The sequence below is a fragment of the Streptomyces hiroshimensis genome (assembly GCF_014650335.1).
GTDB lineage: Bacteria > Actinomycetota > Actinomycetes > Streptomycetales > Streptomycetaceae > Streptomyces > Streptomyces hiroshimensis.
In genome coordinates, this window is record NZ_BMUT01000002.1 from 661048 (window position 1) to 675876 (window position 14829).

Annotated in this window: 17 protein-coding genes; 7 read left to right on the forward strand and 10 right to left on the reverse strand. The window is 71.6% G+C overall.

Translation table 11 applies throughout. The features are described 5' to 3' along the window. Positions 1–33: 33 nt before the first annotated feature. From IE241_RS08355 to IE241_RS08365, 3 genes are all read right to left on the reverse strand, one after another. Positions 34–1371, reverse strand: coding sequence for an MFS transporter (locus tag IE241_RS08355; RefSeq protein WP_190020956.1), 1338 nt, complete (start codon positions 1369–1371; stop codon positions 34–36). Between the two features lie 95 nt (positions 1372–1466). Next, positions 1467–2111 carry a hypothetical protein gene (locus IE241_RS08360; protein WP_190020957.1) on the reverse strand — a complete coding sequence of 215 codons (645 nt, stop codon included), beginning with the start codon at positions 2109–2111 and terminating at the stop codon, positions 1467–1469. A gap of 83 nt (positions 2112–2194) precedes the next feature. Next, the gene (locus tag IE241_RS08365) at positions 2195–2896 is read right to left on the reverse strand and encodes an NAD(P)-dependent oxidoreductase (protein ID WP_190020958.1); all 702 of its coding nucleotides are present in this window, start codon (positions 2894–2896) and stop codon (positions 2195–2197) included. Positions 2897–3001: 105 nt separating this feature from the next. Here IE241_RS08365 and IE241_RS08370 point away from each other — a divergent pair, with 105 nt between their 5' ends. From IE241_RS08370 to IE241_RS08390, 5 genes are all read left to right on the forward strand, one after another. Beyond that, a complete protein-coding gene (locus tag IE241_RS08370; protein WP_190020959.1) occupies positions 3002–3715 on the forward strand; it encodes a TetR/AcrR family transcriptional regulator in 714 nt (237 codons plus the stop codon). Between the two features lie 115 nt (positions 3716–3830). After that, positions 3831–4643: a helix-turn-helix domain-containing protein gene (locus IE241_RS08375; RefSeq protein ID WP_308433647.1), complete on the forward strand. Its 813-nt coding sequence runs from the start codon at positions 3831–3833 to the stop codon at positions 4641–4643. After that, positions 4640–4822: a DUF397 domain-containing protein gene (locus IE241_RS08380; protein WP_190020960.1), complete on the forward strand. Its 183-nt coding sequence runs from the start codon at positions 4640–4642 to the stop codon at positions 4820–4822. The genes IE241_RS08375 and IE241_RS08380 overlap by 4 nt, the downstream gene beginning before the upstream one ends. A gap of 179 nt (positions 4823–5001) precedes the next feature. Then, entirely contained in the window at positions 5002–5403 is a 402-nt protein-coding gene (locus tag IE241_RS08385) for a hypothetical protein (protein WP_190020961.1), read from the forward strand. 82 nt (positions 5404–5485) lie between these two features. Further along, positions 5486–5881, forward strand: coding sequence for a helix-turn-helix domain-containing protein (locus IE241_RS08390; protein WP_190020962.1), 396 nt, complete (start codon positions 5486–5488; stop codon positions 5879–5881). 69 nt (positions 5882–5950) lie between these two features. On the opposite strand, the gene IE241_RS08395 is transcribed toward IE241_RS08390, so the two are convergent. From IE241_RS08395 to IE241_RS08410, 4 genes are all read right to left on the reverse strand, one after another. Continuing rightward, positions 5951–6559: a ClpP family protease gene (locus tag IE241_RS08395; RefSeq protein ID WP_190020963.1), complete on the reverse strand. Its 609-nt coding sequence runs from the start codon at positions 6557–6559 to the stop codon at positions 5951–5953. Positions 6560–6563: 4 nt separating this feature from the next. Continuing rightward, positions 6564–7199 carry a ClpP family protease gene (locus tag IE241_RS08400; RefSeq protein WP_190020964.1) on the reverse strand — a complete coding sequence of 212 codons (636 nt, stop codon included), beginning with the start codon at positions 7197–7199 and terminating at the stop codon, positions 6564–6566. Positions 7200–7332: 133 nt separating this feature from the next. Next, positions 7333–8559, reverse strand: a complete 1227-nt coding sequence (locus tag IE241_RS08405; RefSeq protein ID WP_190020965.1) for an MFS transporter — start codon at positions 8557–8559, stop codon at positions 7333–7335. A gap of 95 nt (positions 8560–8654) precedes the next feature. Further along, positions 8655–9275, reverse strand: a complete 621-nt coding sequence (locus tag IE241_RS08410; protein WP_190020966.1) for a DUF2867 domain-containing protein — start codon at positions 9273–9275, stop codon at positions 8655–8657. Between the two features lie 105 nt (positions 9276–9380). On the opposite strand from IE241_RS08410, the gene IE241_RS08415 reads away from it, so the two are divergent. Further along, positions 9381–9941 carry a TetR/AcrR family transcriptional regulator gene (locus tag IE241_RS08415; RefSeq protein WP_190020967.1) on the forward strand — a complete coding sequence of 187 codons (561 nt, stop codon included), beginning with the start codon at positions 9381–9383 and terminating at the stop codon, positions 9939–9941. Between the two features lie 34 nt (positions 9942–9975). Here the strand turns inward: IE241_RS08415 and IE241_RS08420 are convergent, their stop codons facing one another. From IE241_RS08420 to IE241_RS08430, 3 genes are all read right to left on the reverse strand, one after another. After that, entirely contained in the window at positions 9976–10911 is a 936-nt protein-coding gene (locus IE241_RS08420) for an endonuclease/exonuclease/phosphatase family protein (RefSeq protein WP_373300621.1), read from the reverse strand. A 314-nt stretch (positions 10912–11225) separates the two neighbouring features. After that, positions 11226–11867: a TetR/AcrR family transcriptional regulator gene (locus IE241_RS34600; RefSeq protein ID WP_190020969.1), complete on the reverse strand. Its 642-nt coding sequence runs from the start codon at positions 11865–11867 to the stop codon at positions 11226–11228. Beyond that, positions 11864–13495, reverse strand: a complete 1632-nt coding sequence (locus IE241_RS08430; protein ID WP_190020970.1) for an MFS transporter — start codon at positions 13493–13495, stop codon at positions 11864–11866. The genes IE241_RS34600 and IE241_RS08430 overlap by 4 nt, the downstream gene beginning before the upstream one ends. A gap of 181 nt (positions 13496–13676) precedes the next feature. Between IE241_RS08430 and panB the strand changes: the two genes are divergently transcribed. Then, complete coding sequence (gene panB, locus IE241_RS08435) at positions 13677–14549, forward strand: 3-methyl-2-oxobutanoate hydroxymethyltransferase (RefSeq protein WP_190020971.1); 873 nt, start codon at positions 13677–13679, stop codon at positions 14547–14549. Positions 14550–14829 lie beyond the last annotated feature (280 nt).

Genomic DNA, 14829 nt, shown 5'->3' on the forward strand with positions numbered 1-14829 from the left:
GCGCTAAGCCCCCACCGGCGTGACCGGCGGTGCCTAGGCGGCCTCGGCCACTTCGTCCGCGGCAGCCTTCACACGCCGCATCCGCACCGCGTGCTCGTCCGTCCGCTGGTCGTAGGCCAGCAGCTTCGGCAGCGACAGCGCCAGCAGGCCCACGGACGCCACACACGCCAGGCCGCCGGCCCACACCGAGGCACGCACGTTCGTCAGGGAGGCCATGCCGCCCGCACGGACCTGCCCCAGCTGCGGGCCCACCGAGTACGACAGCATCTCGATCCCCGCCAGCCGGCCCCGCAGCTCGTCCGGGATCGTCTGGTCCCAGATCGCCGAACGGAACAGGCCGCTCACCATGTCGCAGCCGCCCGCCACGGCCAGGAACAGCAGCACCAGCCACACGTTCCCCAGCCAGCCCGCGACGGCCATCGCCGCGCCCCAGCCCAGCGCCGCGTAGACCACCATCCGGCCGTGCCGGTGCACCCGCGACACCCAGCCGCTGGTCAGGCTCACCGCCAGGGAGCCCACCGCGCCCGCCGCGTACATCAGGCCCAGCGCCCAGGGCGCGTCCAGATCGTCCGCCAGGAACGGGAAGATCGCGGTCGGGAAGGCGAACAGCATCGCCGCCATGTCGATCGCGTACGTGCCGAGCAGGTCCTTACGGCTCCACGCGTACTGCGCGCCCTCCAGGATGCCGCGCAGCGACGGCTTGTCCGCCTCGTGCGCGGCGGGGGACGGGGCCAGCCCGAGCAGCAGCAGCGCGGAGACCGCATACGAGACGACGTCCAGCGCGTACGCCCACTGCAGGCCCGCGTAAGCGGTGATCACACCGGCCAGCGACGGGCCGGCGATGGCGCCGATCTGCCAGCGCATCGAGTTCAGCGCCACGGCCGCGGGCAGCTGCTCGTGCGCGACGATGCGCGGCACGATCGCCTGCAGCGCCGGCCGCTGGATCCCGCTCAGCGCACTGACCAGCGCTGCCACCACGTACAGCGGCCAGATCATCGGGTGCGGCAGGAGGGTGTTGAGCAGCAGGAGCCCGGAGAGGACGCCGAGACCGGCCTCCGTCCACAGGATCAGCTTCCGCCGGTCGAGGGCGTCGGCGAGCGCTCCTCCGTACAGCCCGAAGATCACCAGCGGCACCAGCTCGACGGCCCCGACCGCACCGACTGCGAGCGCGGACCCGGTCAGCTCCTTGAGCTGCAGGGGCACCGCGATGAAGGTCAGGAAGGTACCGAAGACGGTGACCAGACCCGCCACCCACATACGGCGGAAGTCACGGGAGGAGCGCCAGGGCGTCAGATCGGGCAGCAGGGCGCGGAGCCGTCCGGAAGAGGGTTCCGGGGCAGGGGAGGGGGAAGGGGGGTCTTGCGCAGTCACGGGAGACCATGGTCCATAAGCGGAAGATCGGGAGCAAACGCTTTTTCGAACGCGGACCTTCGAGTGCGGACTTCCGGATCCGGCCCCGCCCGCGCCTACCAGCGCGGCGGAGGCGGCGCCGCCAACTGGTCCGCGAGCCGCGCCAGCCGGTCCCGGAACCGCCGCCGCCCGCCGCGCGGCGCGGGCAGCCCGTTCTCCCCGGCGGCCGCGCTCACCAGGTGCTGCACGGTGTCGAGGTCGAGCTCAGTGGTCGTCGAGACGCAGGACGTCGGCGGCGGCGCGGGCACGGCGAGCCGGTCGTGGGCGAGCGCCGACATCTCGGAGCCCGCGCCCTCCGGAGCCCCGTCCAGGGACAGCACCGTCGCCCCGCCCCGCCGGGCGTCGTGCACCCGCTCCAGCAACCCCTCGCCCGCCTCGTCCGCCGTCACCACCAGCAGCGTCTCGCCCCGCCGCGCCGCCTCCAGGCGGCCCAGCCCGACCGACAAGTGGGCCGGGACGCCCGGCGGGACCCGGTGCCGCACGAGCGTCGGCGACAGCTCCGGCAGCCCCGACCACGCGGCCTCGTCATCCAGATGCGCCGCCAGATGCCAGGGCTCGTACGCCTCGGTCCCCACGAGCAGCAGCCCCCCGTGCCGCCGCGCCACGGAGGCGCGCAGCGCCCCGGCGAACCGGCGCGTGTCCTGCAACCACTCGGTCCCGGCGAGCACTTCCCGCAACAGCGCGACCCGTACGGCGTCCATACGCCGAGCTTCGCGCAAGGGCGGGAGTGGAAGGGGGAGTTACGGGGGTTCTCACCCATATGAGCGGGGCGCGTATGAGGGAATCAGTATCCGATGGTGAAGCGGCGCTGCACGAAGCGGGGCAGCTCCACCTCGTCGATCAGGGCGACCGCGGCGTCCTCCGCCGAGACCCGGCTGCGCCCGTCGGCATCCCGCACTGCCTGGTCTCCGCCGATCCGGAACCGGCCGGTTCGCTCGCCGGGGGCGATGTCCTCGGCCGGGCTGAAGTAGGTCCAGAGGCGGTTCGACGTCCGCAGGACGTTCAGGCCGTCCCGGGCTCCGCGCACGGCGGCCGCGTACTCCCTGGGCAGCCCGACCTCGTCGAGCGTCCGGTACAGGTGCTCGCCGGAGTCCGCGAGCGCCACGCCGGGCTCCACCTCCAGGCTCCCGGCGCCGCCGATCACGATCAGCCGCGTCCTGGGGTGGCTCTCCAGGGCCTTGAGCAGTGCCCGGGCGGCGGTGGTGTGGACGGTGGGGTCGGCGATGGAGCGCTGGAGGGTGTCCGCCATGTCCTTGGCGGCGTTGCCCGGCTGGAAGCCGCTGATCAGCACGTCCAGACCGGGCAGGACGGCGGCGATGCTCGCCGCGTCGAGGACGTCGACGCTCGCCCACGTCACGTTCGGGCGGCTCTCCTCGATCCGCGAGGCGTCGCGGCTGAACGCCGTGACGACATGGCCCCGGCCGAGCGCTTCGGTGACGACTCGGCTGCCGATGGTGCCGGTAGCTCCTATGACTCCGATGTGCATGGTTCTCCCCCTTTGGAATGCGTCTCTGAGTGACGCGGTGTCGAAACTATACGGTGTGAAGTTTCGATACGGCAATCAATCCAGTGACCGCTGTAGAGTGACGGGGTGGCGGAGACGAGGACCAGAGGGCGGCGCGAGCGGCTGCGGGCCGAGACGACGGCCGAAATCAAGGACGTGGCACTGCGGCTGATGGCCTCGGGCGGCCCGGACGCCATCACCCTGCGGGCCATCGCCCGCGAGATGGGCATGACCGCCAACGCCATCTACGGCTACTTCGCCACCCGCGACGACCTGGTCACGGCGCTCATCGACGACGTGTACACCGCGCTCGCCGACGCCGTCGACGCCGCGTGGGCCGCTGCCGCGGCGGACGATCCGGCCGGCCGCATCCGGGCCTGGGCGCACGCCTTCCGTAACTGGGCCCTCGCCAACCCCGCCGGGTTCCGCCTCATCTACGGCGACCCCGTCCCCGGCTACCAGGCCCCCGAAGGCGGCGCGGCCCCCGATGCTGCGCAGCGCGTCTGCACGGGGCTCACGGCGCTGGCGGCCGTGGCTTGGCCGAAGGCATCCCAGGCCTCCCCGGCCTCCGAGGACTTCCAGTGGTCCGACTTCGACCCCGGCCTCCTCAGCAAGATCCGCCCGGCCTTCCCGGACCTCCCCCCGGCGGCGGTGGCGCTCGCGCTCCGCATCTGGGGACACCTGCACGGCCTGCTCTGCCTGGAGATCTACGGCCACCTGCGCACGCAGATGCTGAGCCCGGACAAGCTCTTCCGCGAGGAACTCGCGCAGCTGGTCCGGTCTTTGGGCCTGGCTGCCTGACTCCGTCCGGGGTCGTTCACTCACACGTGGGATGCGGGTTCGAACCCGGCTTGTACGGGGCTTGTCCGCCGTAGCGTCCGTTGATACGGACGACTTACGGGAAGGGCGGGGAACCGTGAACGACAGTGTGCTCTCTCAGCCGCCGATGGCATGGCGGCTCTGCGGCAACCAGGTCAAGCTGTGGAGGACGGAGGCGGGAGTCACCCGCGAGGAACTGGGGCGTGAGGCGGGGTACGGGGAGGAGACGGTGAAGTCGATGGAGCAAGGGCGTCGGAAGCCGACGCCGCAGCTGCTCCGGGTGGCGGACGAGATGTGCGGAGCGCGGGGGAAGCTGATCGCGACGCAGGACTACCTGCAGCCGGATCGGACGGCCCCCTACGCCCGGGACTTCGTGCGCCACGAGGCCGCGGCGGTCGCCCTTCACTCCTATCAGCCTCTGCTCATTCCGGGTCTGCTCCAGACGGAGGAGACCATGCGCACGCTGTTCAGCTCGCATTGGCCGCCGGTGGACGACGCGACGGTCGAGGAGCGAGTTAAGGCCCGGCTGGATCGACAAGCGGTACTCGCCACCCAGACCAAAGCGTTCACCTTCCTCATTGGGGAGCCTGCACTGCGCAATACGCTCGGCTCCCCCCAGGCGCACAAGAGGCAGCTCCTGCACTTGCTGGAGATGGGTGAGCGGCGAAACATCGTCGTCCAGGCCGTGACGTTCAACGCGTCGCATCCGGGGCTCGACGGGCCGTTCGTACTGGTGCAGACGCCTGAACACGAGCATTTCGCCTACGAGGAGGGTCAGACGACCAGTTCGATGCACTCGAACTCGGAGAAGGTCGCTGCCCTTATCCAGCGGCACACAATGATCGCTCGCCATGCTCTCAGCCCCGAGGAAACCGCACGATTCATCAAGGAGTTGGCAGAGGAACTATGAGCACCGAACTCATATGGCTCAAGTCGAGTTACAGCGGTGGCGCGGCCGGAGATTGTGTTGAAGTGGCCACGCACCCCCACACCGTCCACGTGCGGGACTCGAAGCGCCCGCAGGGCCCCGCGCTAGCCGTTCCGGCCGTCGCGTGGGCCCAGTTCGTTGTCTTTACATCCGTGGGTTGACTGCGGGTCAGAACAGGCACGGCAGGGCGGCGAGTCGTACACGGGTGCTGGGGGACACGTTCGGGTGAGGTGACGCTTAGCCCATTCGGGGGATGGGGAAGTCTCACGACGGATCCGCTGGCCCGCAGGGCCTCACGTGCGTGCGCCGCCTGCCCGCCTACCGCCGGAGAGGACCTGCCTTGCGTCGTGTCTTCCGCGCCTTCACCACCACCGCCCTGCTGACCCTGCTTGCAGTCGGCCCCGCCGCTTCCGCGCAAGCTGTGGCGGCGGACGGCAATGCCCGTCAGGGTGAGGCCGCCGCCCGCCCGATGATGTTCGATGTCATCCCACGCTGGGCCCTTGCCCTGGGCGTCGGCACGATCAGCTCCACCGGTGTCGGCACCATCGCCTTCGAAAGCCTCGGCTCCGCCGGTGTCACCACCAATGCCGCCGAAAGTCTCGGCAATTCGGGCCCGGCCTGTGCCAACGTCGACAACGCCGTACTCACCGACAGCCGTGCCTGCGCCACCGTTGCCGATCGATCCACCGTGGCGAGCCTCGATGAACTCAAGCTCCAGCTCGCCTCCGGCAGCCGCGGGTAGCGCGTCCGGCCCCACTGGGATTTCGCGGGCGGCAGAACGGCTCAACACCTTCGGACCGTTGCCGTCGTTCTAGGCTGAAGTGGTGACCAGCCAAGCGTCGAAGACAGCCGCGGCCGCCGCCCGCGTTATCCCCCTGTGCCCCGCCACCGCCACCGAACCCCTCTGGCGGAACATCGTCGGGGACGTCCTGCGTCGTGAGCGGCTTGCTCAGAAGCGGACGCTCAAGGACGTGGCCGACGCCGGGCGGATCTCCATGCCCTATCTCTCCGAGGTGGAGCGCGGGCGCAAGGAGGCCTCCTCCGAAGTGCTCGCGGCCGCCGCCAAGGCCCTCGGCCTCAGTCTGGCCGAGCTCCTCGCCCTGGTTCAGGCGGAGCTCATCCGTCTCGCGAGCCGCACTCACGTAACTCGCGTAACTCACGTAACGTCGGCCCGGCGGGGCGCGCCCCCGCGGCAGGGTGAAGTACGCCTGGCGGCGTGACCGCCGCATCGGCAGGGCGGCCGCCCACCCCCGTAGCGCGGCCGCCCGTCACCATCACAGCCCTCCCCCTCAGGCGGCAGCTGCCAGCTCCCTGCGGCTGAGGACCGCGTCGGCGAGCCCGTACGCCACCGCCTCATGCGCCGTGAAGACCTTGTCGCGGTCCATGTCGGCGCGGAGGGACGCGACGTCGTGGCCCGTGTGCCGGGACAGGACTTCTTCCACCTCCGAGCGGATGCGGAGCATCTCCTTGGCCTGGAGGGTGAGGTCCGAGACCGTGCCCTGTCGGCCGCCGCTCGCCGGCTGCCCCAGCAGGATCCGCGCGTGTTCGAGGACGAAGCGCCGCCCCGGGTCGCCTCCGGCGAGGAGCACGGCCGCGGTGGAGGCGGCCTGGCCGACGCAGAAGGTCGAGATGGGGGCGCGGACGAAGGTCATCGTGTCGTAGATGGCCATGAGGGAAGTGAAGGATCCGCCCGGGGAGTTGATGTACAGGGCGATCTCGGTGTCCGGGCTGGAGGATTCGAGGTGCAGGAGCTGGGCGATGACGACGTTGGCGACGCCGTCGTCGATCTCCGTGCCGAGGAAGATGATGCGCTCGGAGAGCAGCCGGCTGAAGACGTCGTAGGCCCGCTCGCCGTTCGGGGTGCGCTCGACGACCGTCGGAATGGTGTACTGGCTCATGTCGTCAGAGTCCGATCCGTCGCTTCGTACCGGCCGGGCGGACGTCCTCCAGGGACTCCACGACGCGGTCGATCATTCCGTATTCCTTGGCCTGCTCGGCCGTGAACCACCGGTCGCGGTCGCCGTCGCGGGAGATGGTCTCCTCGGACTGGCCGGTGTGCGCGGCGGTGAGGCGCTCGACGGCCTTCTTCGTGAACTCGAGGTTTTCTGCCTGGATGGCGATGTCGGCGGCGGTGCCGCCGATCCCGGCGGAGGGCTGGTGCATCATGATCCGCGCGTTGGGCAGGGCGTAGCGCTTTCCCGCCGTGCCGACGGTGAGGAGGAACTGCCCCATGCTGGCGGCGAATCCCATGGCGAGGGTGGAGACGTCGTTGGGGATGAGCCGCATCGTGTCGTAGATCGCCAGCCCGGCCGTCACCGAGCCGCCGGGGCTGTTGATGTAGAGGGCGATGTCCGTACGGGGGTCCTCGGCGGAGAGGAGGAGCAGCTGCGCGCAGACGCGGTTGGCGGAGACCTCGTTGACTTCGGTGCCGAGGAAGACGATGCGCTGCGTGAGGAGCAGCGAGGCGAGGTGATCGTCGAAGCGGGTCGGGGACGCCTCCCCGTCGCTGGCGTGCGGTGCGAGGACGAGTGGTGACATGGAGCCTCCTTGGCCCGGTGGCGGCGTGGTCCCACCACTCTCCGGCCGTCGGCGCCCCCGTCACAGCCTTCTCTGCCCCTGGCAGATTCGCCGACGGCAGAGCAACGACCCGCCACCAGCCGGGCCCGGGCGGCTACGACACCCGGTCCGCCGTCGGCGCCCGGTCCGCGTCGCCCGCGGCGGCGTCGCCCGACGCGACCACCTTCGACGGCTCCCCGCCGTCGCGGTCCAGCGCGCCCGACACCACCGCGCACAGCAGGCCCGCCGCGGCGAGGGCCGCGCCGACCAGCGTGGGGGACGTCCAGCCCCAGCCTGCCGCGATGGCGACGCCGCCGAGCCAGGCGCCGCCCGCGTTCGCGAGGTTGAACGCGGAGTGGTTGGAGGCCGCGGCGAGGGTCGGTGCGGCCTTGGCCTTGTTCATGATCAGCATTTGGAGCGGGGTGCTGGTCATGGAGCCGGCCGCGCCGAGCAGGACGACCGTCACCAGCGCCGCCCACTTCACGTGCACCGTGAAGTCGAAGACGACGAGGACCGCCGCGAGCCCGGCCAGCGCCCCGTAGAGCGTGGGGCGCAGGGCGCGGTCCGTGAGGGGACCGGCGGCCAGGACGCCCAGGGTCATGCCGGTGCCGAACAGTGCCAGTACGAAGGTGACCGAGGTCTCCGAGAAGCCGGTGACCTCGACCGCCATCGCCGAGAGGTAGCTGTAGACGGCGAAGACGCCCGCGAAGCCGAAGACCGTGGTCAGCAGGCCGAGCAGCACCTGGCGGCCGCCGAGCGCGCGCAGTTCGCGCCCCAGCCCCGCGCCCTGCTCGCGCGGCAGCTCGGGGATCAGGCGGGCGAGCGCGGCCATCGCCGCGAGGCCGATCGCGGCCACGACGAGGAACGTCGCGCGCCAGCCCAGGTGCTGTCCCAGGAGGGTGGCCGCGGGGACGCCGATGATGTTGGCGACCGTCAGGCCGAGGAACATCATGGCGACGGCCCGGGCCTGCCGCCCCTCTCCCGCGAGGCGGGCGGCGACGACGGAGCCCACACCGAAGAACGCGCCGTGCGGCAGCCCGGCCAGGACCCGGCCCGCGATGAGCGTCCCGAAGGTGGGGGCGAGCGCCGAGGCCAGGTTCCCGAGGGTGAAGACGCCCATGAGCAGGATCAGCATCCGCTTGCGGGGGATGCGCGAGCCGAGGGCGGTGAGCAGCGGGGCGCCGACGACGACGCCGAGGGCGTAGGCGGAGACCAGGTAGCCGGCGGTGGGGACGGAGGTCCCCAGGTCGTCGGCGACGTTGGGCAGGAGGCCCATCATCACGAACTCGGTCGTCCCTATGCCGAAGGCGGAGACGGCAAGCGCCAGCAGAGCCAGGGGCATGAGGAGGGGGCCTTTCGGACGGGCGTGCGGGGCAAGCCGTCCAGCCTACGGGATGGCCCCGCCGCGACCGGCCGCGCTCCTCAGGCCCCGTTGCGTCAGGCCTCGCCGCGTCCGGTCCCGCCGCCTCCGGCCGCGTTCCTCTCGCCGGCGTTCGCCTCCCACTCGCGTCCGATCATCCGGAGCAGCGCCGGATACACCCCCACGTACCGGAAGGCCTTGATGCCCGCCATGTACACGGCGCCGAACAGGCCGTTCGGCTTCACCAGGACCGCCATCTGGGCGTGGTAGCCCCCGTTCCCGTCCGGGACCCAGCCGAGGTGCATCACCCCCCGGCAGGTCTCGTTGGACATCTCGGCCGCCCACTCGTCGTGCGTCTGGTAGACGGAGGTGAACTTGCGGAAGTCGGGTCCGCGGGGGCCCTCGCGGAGGTCTGCGGGCAGCCGGTCCCGCAGCCCGGCCTCCCGCTCGCCCACGCCGGTGCCGGGCTTGTCCCAGCCGAACAGCGCTCCGAGCTTCCAGCGGAGCGCGAAGAGCGTGCGCCCCACGCGGGTGTCGACGTAGGCCCCCTGCCCGGTCGAGACCTGCTTCACCAGGTGCGCGAGGTCGTCCGGGCCGCCCGGGGTCGGCAGGGCCCAGACGTCCTCCAGGCGGAAGTCGTGCGCGATCTCGTGGATCCGCCAGGGTCGGGAGGTGTGTGCGGTGCTCGGCAGCCTCATGGCCGTTCCCCCATCCATACGATCTATACGATGCCGTATAGATCGAAGGTAGACCCGTTTATACGGTGCCGTATAGACGGGGGTCGCGTGAGGGGAGACACAGTCATGGGCGCCATTCGCACGCCCCGAGAGAAGTGGATCGAGGAGGGGCTGCGGGCGCTCGCGGCGGGCGGCCCCGAGGCCGTCCGGATCGAGCCGCTGGCGCAGGCGCTCGGCGTCAGCAAGGGTGGCTTCTACGGCTACTTCCGCAACCGGGACGCGCTGCTCGCGGAGATGCTCGACACCTGGGAGCGCGAGGTCACGGAGGCGGTGATCGAGCAGGCCGAGGGCGGCGGGGGAGACGCCCGGGCGCGGCTGGCGCGGCTGTTCGCGATCGTCGCGGCCGCCTCCGACGGGTCGGTGATCAGCGTGGCGGCCGAGCTCGCGGTCCGCGACTGGGCCCGGCGGGACGAGGCCGTCGCGGAGCGGCTCCGGCGGGTCGACAACCGGCGCATGGACTACCTGCGCTCGCTGTACCGCGCGTTCTGCGCCGACGAGGACGAGGTCGAGGTGCGCGCCCTGCTCACCTTCTCGTCGCGGATCGGCACCCGCTTCATCGCCGCCGACCACGGGGGCCGCAGCCGTCAGGAGGTCATGCTGCTGGCCAGGGAGTGGCTCATGAGGTAGCCGCTCCCCGGCCGGGGGGACGGGAGGGGGAAGCTCAGATCTTGACGCGGGCCGCGATCGGCAGGTGGTCGCTCTTCGTCGCCGGCAGCGTCCACGCCGAGACCGGGTCCATGCCGCGCACCATGATCTGGTCGATGCGGGCCATGGGGAAGCTCGCCGGCCAGCTGAAGCCGAAGCCGTCGCCCGCGGCGCCCTGGGCGGAGCGCAGCTGGGAGGTGATCGGGGCCAGCGAGCGGTCGTTCATGGTGCCGTTGAGGTCACCGAGGAGGACGACGCGCCTCTCGGGCTCCTGCGCGATCGCCCGGCCGAGCGCCTCGGCGCTGCGGTCGCGCTGCCCGGCGGTGAAGCCCGCGTTGAACTTCACGCGCACCGACGGCATGTGGGCGACGTAGACGGCGACGGGGCCCTGGGGGGTGCGGACGGTGGCGCGCAGGGCGCGCACCCAGCCGAGCCGGATGTCGACGGGCTGGACCAGCTCCAGGGGGTACTTGCTCCATATGCCGACCGTGCCCTGCACGGAGTGGTACTTGTACGAGCCCGCCAGCGCCTTCTCGTAGCGCGAGGCGTTGGTGAGCTCCTCCAGGGCCACCACGTCCGCCCCGGAGGCGGCCACGGCCCGGGCGGTGGCGGCGGGGTCGGGGTTCTCGGCGTTCACGTTGTGGGTGGCCACCGTGAAGTTGCCGCCCTTGCCGGTCTTGTCGCTGAGCAGGCCGCCGAAGAGGTTCACCCAGGTGACCACGGGGAGCAGCAGCGCGATCAGCGCGGTCGCCGAGCGGCGCACGAGCGCCAGGACGAGCAGGACGGGGATACCCAGGCCCAGCCAGGGCAGGAAGGTCTCCGTCAGGCTGCCGAGGTTGCCGACCCGGTTGGGCAGCTGGGTGTGCAGGAGCATCAGCAGGCCGAGCAGGACCGCGAGGGCGGCGAGCACCAAGCCGCGCCGCCAGACGTCGCGGTCCCGCCACCGGTCCATGAGGCGCCGGGCCCCGGATCCGGTCCCCTCCGGACCGGATCCGTCTCGGCCCGTCTCCTGCATGTACGCCTGCGCCATCCGTCGTCCTCAACTCTTCATCCGCTGCGGCCCCGCCCACCAGACGATAGGTGATCATCCGGTGGGTGCGGCATGCGCCGCTTCCGCTTCTGGCGTGGCACCCCTGGAGGGGGTGTCGGTGGGAAGGACGACGGCCCGGCGGAGGGAGGTTCCGGGCGAGGGGCCTCTCGGGGCGTGCTGTGACACAACGGGCATATTCGCTGGATTCCGGGGCGGGGAGGGGCGCGGCGCGGCGGTCAGCGGGGGCGCACGCCCTCCAGGACCGTGTCGACGATCTTCCCCGGGAGGTCCTCCGGCAGCTCCGCCCGCTCGTGGAACATGGCCCGCGACAGCATGGGGCTGACGATGAGATCGCCCATCAGCTCGACGTCCAGGTCGGAGCGGATCTCGCCGGTGGCCATGCCGCGCCGCAGGACGGCGTGGACCGCCTCGCGGCGGGCCCTGACGACCTTGTCGTGGTACTCCTGCCAGAGCTCGGGATGGGCCTTGACCTGGGCGAGGACCGTGCGCAGGACGGCGGAGGAGCGCTTGGCCAGCCCGCGCCGGCGCAGCGTCTCCAGCAGCGTCACCAGGTCGTCCCGTACGGACTCCCCGGCGAGCTCGGGGGCGGCGTGCTCCAGGGAGCGCATGACGTCGAGCATCAGCGCCTCCTTGCCGGGCCAGCGGCGGTAGACCGTGGCCTTGCCGACGCCCGCCTCGCGCGCGATGCGCTCCATCGACAGCTCGCCGAGGGTCACGCCCTCTTCGAGCAGGCCCAGGACGGTCTCGACGACGGCGGTGTCGAGGGCGGCGTTACGGGGCCGGCCGCGGCGCTCGGGAGCGGCCGCTTCGGACGTGGTGGCCGCCTCAGGCGTGGTGGCCGCTTCGGGGAGGGTCATGCGCCGGCTCCCGCCTGTTCCTTCTGGCCGTCCGGGCGCGCCGCGCCGGGCTCCTTGCGGGCGGCCGCGCGCCTGGGCAGGAAGAGCGCGACGACCACCGCGCCGACCAGGGCCGAGGCGCTGGCGCCGAGGACGGTGACGTGCATGGCGTGGACGAAGGCGTCGTGGGCGGGCCCCACGAGCGCCCTGCCCTCCGGGCCGAGCTTCGCGGCGGCGGTCAGGGTGGCCTCGACGGACTCGCCCGCCGCGTGCCGTGCCTCGTCCGTCAGGCCGGGGAGGGCGTCGAGCCGGGCGGAGATGCCGTCGCGGTAGGCGGTGGACAGGACGGAGCCGAGCACGGCGATGCCGAGCGCGCCGCCGACCTGCCGGAAGGTGTTGTTCACGGCGGAGCCCGAGCCGGCCTTGTCGCGCGGCAGCGACTGCATGATCGAGACGGTGGCGGGCGGCATGATGTGCGCCATCGAGGCGCCCTGGAAGAACAGCAGCACCTCCAGCACCCAGACCGGGGTGTCCCGGTCCAGCAGCAGGAAACCGGCCATGGTCGCCGCGACCATCACCATGCCGCCCGTGCACACGATGCGCACGCCGAGCTTCTCGACGACGCGGCGGACGCGCACGGCGAAGAACATGTGGGCGGCCGCGAGCGGCAGCATCAGCAGCCCGCTCTGCAGCGGGGTGAAGCCGCGCACGCTCTGCGTGTAGAAGACGGTCATGAACGTGACGCCCATCAGCGCGAAGAAGACCAGCGCGATGGAGGAGACGGCGGCGGAGAAAGCAGGGTTGCGGAACCAGCGCACGTCGAGCGAGGGGTGGTCCGAGCGCCGCTCGTGCAGGACGAAGAGGGCCAGGACGAGCAGGCCGCCGCCGGCCGTGCCGAAGACCTCGGGGTCGGTGAAGTCGGCCAGCTGGCCGCCCTTGATGATGCCGTAGACCAGCAGGACCAGGCCCACGACGGAGAGCACCACGCCGACCGGGTCGAGGCGGCCCGGCCGCGGGTCCTTGGAGTCGGGGACGAGCACGGACATCGCGATCAGGGCGGTGATCACGATGGGCACGTTCACCAGGAAGACCGAACCCCACCAGAAGTGGTCGAGCAGGACGCCGCCGGTGATCGGCCCTATGGCCACGGCGAGGCCCACGGCGCCCGCCCAGATGCCGATGGCCTTGGGCTGCTCCTCGCGCTCGAAGACGTTCACGATGATCGCGAGGGTCGCGGGCATCACGAACGCGCCGCCGAAGCCCATGACCGCGCGGAAGGCGATGAGCTCGGTGGGCGAACCGGAGAAGGCGGAGAGCACGGAGCCGGCGCCGAAGACGACCATGCCGAAGAGCAGGACCTTCTTGCGGCCCAGCCGGTCGCCCAGCAGGCCGGCCGTGAACAGTATCCCGGCGAAGACCAGCGTGTAGGAGTTGATGGCCCACTCCAGCTGGCTCTGGGTGGCGCCGAGGCCGGTGGGAGCGGGGGTGGCGATCGTCTTCATCGCCACGTTCAGGATCGAGTTGTCCAGCACGACGATGAGCAGGCTGAACAGCAGCACCGCCAGGATCGCCCAGCGTCTGCGGTGCACCGCTTCCGGGACCTTGCGGTGCGGTGCGGCGCCCGGGGCGCCGGAGGGATCGGGGGTCATGCCCGCCAGCCTAGATCTTTTCCGATACGAACCCGTCTCGTATTGGAAAACCTTTACTCCGGTCCGACGAACAGGTGTGCGTGGGGGTCCCTTCCCTGCCCGGAGCGGGCGTGTCAGCATGGAGGTGATCCGGGGACGCCGTCAGGGCGCCTCGAGACGACACATCAACAGGAGCACCGCCATGACGACGACGCATGTCCCGAACAGCCCCGACAGCAGCCGCGACCCCAAGGCGCTGTACGGAGGCAAGGGCTCCCGGCGCATCACCGTCCGCGACATCGCCGCCGCCAAGGCGCGCGGCGAGAAGTGGCCCATGCTCACCGCGTACGACGCGATGACCGCCTCCGTCTTCGACGAGGCCGGCATCCCCGTCCTGCTCGTCGGCGACTCGATGGGCAACTGCCACCTCGGCTACGAGTCCACCGTGCCCGTCACCATGGACGAGATCGCCGTCCTCTCCGCCGCGGTCGTCCGCGGCACCAAGCGCGCCATGATCGTCGCCGACCTGCCGTTCGGCTCCTACCAGGAAGGCCCGGTCCAGGCGCTGCGCAGTGCCACGCGGCTGATCAAGGAGACGGGCGCGGGCGCGGTCAAGCTGGAGGGCGGCGAGCGGTCCGCCGAGCAGATCAAGCTGCTGGTCGAGGCCGGCATCCCGGTGATGGCCCACATCGGCCTCACCCCCCAGTCCGTCAACGCCTTCGGCGGCTACACGGTCCAGGGCCGCGGCGAGGAGGCCGCGCAGCAGCTGCTGCGCGACGCCAAGGCCGTGCAGGACGCGGGCGCCTTCTCCGTCGTCCTGGAGCTCGTCCCGGCCGAACTGGCCGCCGAGGTCACCCGCACCCTGCACATCCCGACGGTCGGCATCGGCGCGGGCTCGCAGTGCGACGCGCAGGTCCTCGTGTGGACGGACATGGCCGGCATGACGTCCGGCCGCGTACCGCGCTTCGTCAAGCAGTACGCACAGCTGCGGGACGTTCTCGGCGATGCGGCACGGGCTTTCGCCGAGGATGTGGTGGACGGCGCGTACCCGGCCGAGGAGCACGCCTTCCACTAGGCGTGGGGCCCCGTCGCCATCGCGGCGCGGGGTGCCTGCCGGGCTCGCCGCGCCTTCCTTCCGCCGCGGCGGTGCTCAGCCTCGATGGTGCTGTTCGGCGGTGCCGAGCCCGGCTGTGGGCCGGTCCGGCGCCGCCGGGCTCCGCCGCGTGGGTTGCGCGCCGTTGCGGCGGGTCTTTTTCTCCGCCGTGGTGGCGAGTAATGCCCGCGGCGGGGCTGCGCCGCGCTTTCCTTCCGCCGCGGGCATTGGGTTGTGCCGCGCCTTCCTTCCGCCGCGGCGG

Bases quoted from the DNA above. Each gene is read 5' to 3' on its own strand.
- IE241_RS08360 (WP_190020957.1), bottom strand. From the start codon at position 2,111: ATGGACGCCGTACGGGTCGCGCTGTTGCGGGAAGTGCTCGCCGGGACC.
- IE241_RS08365 (WP_190020958.1), bottom strand. From the start codon at position 2,896: ATGCACATCGGAGTCATAGGAGCTACCGGCACCATCGGCAGCCGAGTC.
- IE241_RS08380 (WP_190020960.1), top strand. From the start codon at position 4,640: ATGAGCACCGAACTCATATGGCTCAAGTCGAGTTACAGCGGTGGCGCG.
- IE241_RS08395 (WP_190020963.1), bottom strand. From the start codon at position 6,559: ATGAGCCAGTACACCATTCCGACGGTCGTCGAGCGCACCCCGAACGGC.
- IE241_RS08400 (WP_190020964.1), bottom strand. From the start codon at position 7,199: ATGTCACCACTCGTCCTCGCACCGCACGCCAGCGACGGGGAGGCGTCC.
- IE241_RS08405 (WP_190020965.1), bottom strand. From the start codon at position 8,559: ATGCCCCTGGCTCTGCTGGCGCTTGCCGTCTCCGCCTTCGGCATAGGG.
- IE241_RS08410 (WP_190020966.1), bottom strand. From the start codon at position 9,275: ATGAGGCTGCCGAGCACCGCACACACCTCCCGACCCTGGCGGATCCAC.
- IE241_RS08415 (WP_190020967.1), top strand. From the start codon at position 9,381: ATGGGCGCCATTCGCACGCCCCGAGAGAAGTGGATCGAGGAGGGGCTG.
- IE241_RS08420 (WP_373300621.1), bottom strand. From the start codon at position 10,911: ATGGACCGGTGGCGGGACCGCGACGTCTGGCGGCGCGGCTTGGTGCTC.
- IE241_RS34600 (WP_190020969.1), bottom strand. From the start codon at position 11,867: ATGACCCTCCCCGAAGCGGCCACCACGCCTGAGGCGGCCACCACGTCC.
- IE241_RS08430 (WP_190020970.1), bottom strand. From the start codon at position 13,495: ATGACCCCCGATCCCTCCGGCGCCCCGGGCGCCGCACCGCACCGCAAG.
- panB (WP_190020971.1), top strand. From the start codon at position 13,677: ATGACGACGACGCATGTCCCGAACAGCCCCGACAGCAGCCGCGACCCC.